We start from the raw sequence: 2,613 nt of genomic DNA, 5'->3' as shown, positions 1-2,613 counted from the left end.
GATCCCGCTCTTGATGCGCTGATCGAGAAATCGCTCGAAGTAAACGCCGATATCCGCGCTGCAAAGGCCCATGTCGCCGCCGCGCGAGCGCTGGTCACTGTCGCGGAATCCGCACTTTATCCTACCGTTGCCGCAAATGGCACAGCCTGGGCCAGTCAGAGCGATGCCGGGCTCGATGACAAGTGGCAGGCCATGCTGCCATCGCTGTCCGGAAACAGCGGCAGTGGATATCTGGTAGGTCTTGGAGCCACCTGGGAGGCTGACCTGTTCGGTGGAAGTCACGCAGACGCCGAAATGGCGCGCGCGCTTTCCGAAAGTGCCGCACGAACGGCTGATGCCGTCAGGCTCATGGTCGCCGCCGATGTCGTCGAGAATTATCAGCAGTTGCAGGGGCTGAGACGTCGCCTCGCCGTCCTTGATCGCAGCGAGGCGACGGCGGGCCGCCTTGTCGATTATGCAGCCGCCCGACAGCGGACGGGCGCTGCGACAGCGGCCGATGTCACCCGCGCTCGCAATGGCCTTGAGGCGCTGCGCGCCTCCCGCCCGGCTCTCACATCCCTCATCGATGCGCGCCGGCGGCGACTGGCCGTGCTGGCGGGCGACCTGCCCGAACAGGCGCCGGCCATGATCGCCTCCGCCACTTTTGAGACGCCGGGCGCGCCCACGGGGCAGCTACCTTCCGACATTCTTGCTCGCAGGCCTGATGTCGCGGCGCGATCTTGGCTGGTGAACGCGCGCGCGGCGCGCCTCAAGAGCCTGAAGGCCGATCTGCTTCCGCGTTTCGCCATCCATTTCCTTGGGCAGAACGGGCATATCGAACTGGGCGGCCTGCCAGGTTATGGCGGAACCGGAGGTCTGGTCGGCCTTTCCGCATCGATGCCGCTTTTCAATGCCGGAAGGTTGCAGGCCAGAGTGAAGGCGGGCGATGCCGAACTTGAGGCTGCTCTCGCCAATTATGATCAGGCCATGCTGTCGGCGCTCGAGGAAGTTGAATCCGCTTATGGCTTTCGGACGGGGCTGGACGAACGCCTGGCCGGGCTTATCCGTACATCCGACATGGCGCGCCGACGCGCCGACCAACTGGCGATATTGTACGATGCCGGACGCACCCAATTGGGCGATGTGTTGCAGGCCCGACTGGATGCCCTCTCGGACGAGGACAAGATGGAGCAAACCCGCATCGCGCAAGGAACGGCGACCGTTCAGCTCTATCGGGCGTTGGGAGGTGGCTGGTAAAAACTGGACAGCAACGCCAACCGCCGTTTTTTGGGCAGGCCGCACTGTCCATCTGATTGCAGGTGAGGCCTACGCCCCTGTAGGCAATTTCGAAGCCGCCCCGGACCGATTTTGTCTATTTTTCCGATCACGACCCCGGATCATAGATGCGGGGTTAAGATTTAACGGTTAAGCATGCTATTGCGTATGCATGGGAGCCATGAAGGCCTCAGCGAGCCTAGCGAAGTAGGTATACCATGAAGGAATTTCTTGAACGCGCGGCGAATGCCGGCGCCCTGTCGTTCCGTGACTTGCACGTCATTCTGGATGCGCTCCCGATTCCTCTGTCCTGGGCCACCTTACCGCAAGGAGAGATTCAGTTCGTCAACCGGGCTTTTACAAAGACGTTCGGCTACGCCGAAGGGACTTTCACAAACGTCAGTGACTGGATCGATAAGGCCTATCCGCATGAGCATCACCGCCGGGAAACCCGTCGGCTTTGGCACGATCTTTGGCTCGCGCAGTCGGATGGTATTTCGGAAATAGATGTTTGCGAGGTCGAAATTTTATGCGCTGACAACAGGATCAGAACGGCTCAGCATCGCGGAATTCTCCTTCACGAGATGGGCATCGGCATCGCGCTATTCGATGACATTTCGAGCAGACGTGAGGCCGAGAACGCATTACGTCGCATTGCGTTTGAGGACCCGCTAACCGGTCTTGCCAATCGTCGGGTGCTGCAAGATCTATGGGCAGAGCACGCAACACGGGGCGCGATCGCAGACAATATGATGGCTGTACTTGTGATCGATCTGGACGGCTTCAAGGCGATCAATGATCGTTTGGGCCATGATGCAGGCGACGAAATGCTGAGAACTGTGGCTCAGCGGCTCAAGGAATGCGTTCGGGAAGGCGATCTCGTTTGCCGCATAGGAGGCGATGAATTTGCTGTACTGCTACCCGGCCTGCGAAGCCCATGGCCCGTCGAACCAATTTGCCAGCGGATTGACGCGGCCCTGCGCCAGCCGGTCATAATCGATGGAAGCATAGCCGCGGTCGGCGCCAGTGTCGGTGCAAGCCTGTACCCCCAGGACGGCGATGAACTGCAACTTCTGGTGAAGCGCGCTGATGAGGCGCTTTACCGTCGAAAATCGCAGCGCATGGGTGGTTGGGAATGGTTCCAGGCGCCGATTGCGGCCTGAACGATCGCCATCTGATATGAGGCGCCCAACAAACAGGGCTGAGCATTGATCGCTGCTCTCAGAATTACGATTGATATAACCAGTCCCAGAATGCGTCCCTTAGTGTCTGATTCAAAATTATCGTCGCGGATTTCATGATCTTGCGATGCGTCGGGCAAAGAGCTGGATCGATGCGATGAAGAGCCATGCGGCTGCC

The 2,613-nt window shown here is 59.7% G+C and carries 2 protein-coding genes; both read left to right on the top strand.

Going from position 1 to position 2,613, the window contains the following annotated elements:
• Nucleotides 1-18 precede the first annotated feature (18 nt).
• A complete protein-coding gene (locus ACIQ17_RS32870; protein ID WP_398473765.1) occupies nucleotides 19-1,236 on the top strand; it encodes a TolC family protein in 1,218 nt (405 codons plus the stop codon).
• Nucleotides 1,237-1,472: 236 nt separating this feature from the next.
• A complete protein-coding gene (locus ACIQ17_RS32865) occupies nucleotides 1,473-2,417 on the top strand; it encodes a sensor domain-containing diguanylate cyclase (protein WP_025290620.1) in 945 nt (314 codons plus the stop codon).
• Nucleotides 2,418-2,613: the final 196 nt, after the last annotated feature.

The sequence above is a fragment of the Tardiphaga sp. genome (assembly GCF_044340795.1).
Lineage (GTDB): Bacteria > Pseudomonadota > Alphaproteobacteria > Rhizobiales > Xanthobacteraceae > Tardiphaga.
Note: the sequence above shows the minus strand (reverse complement) of the source record. Positions and strands in the feature narration are given on the sequence as shown.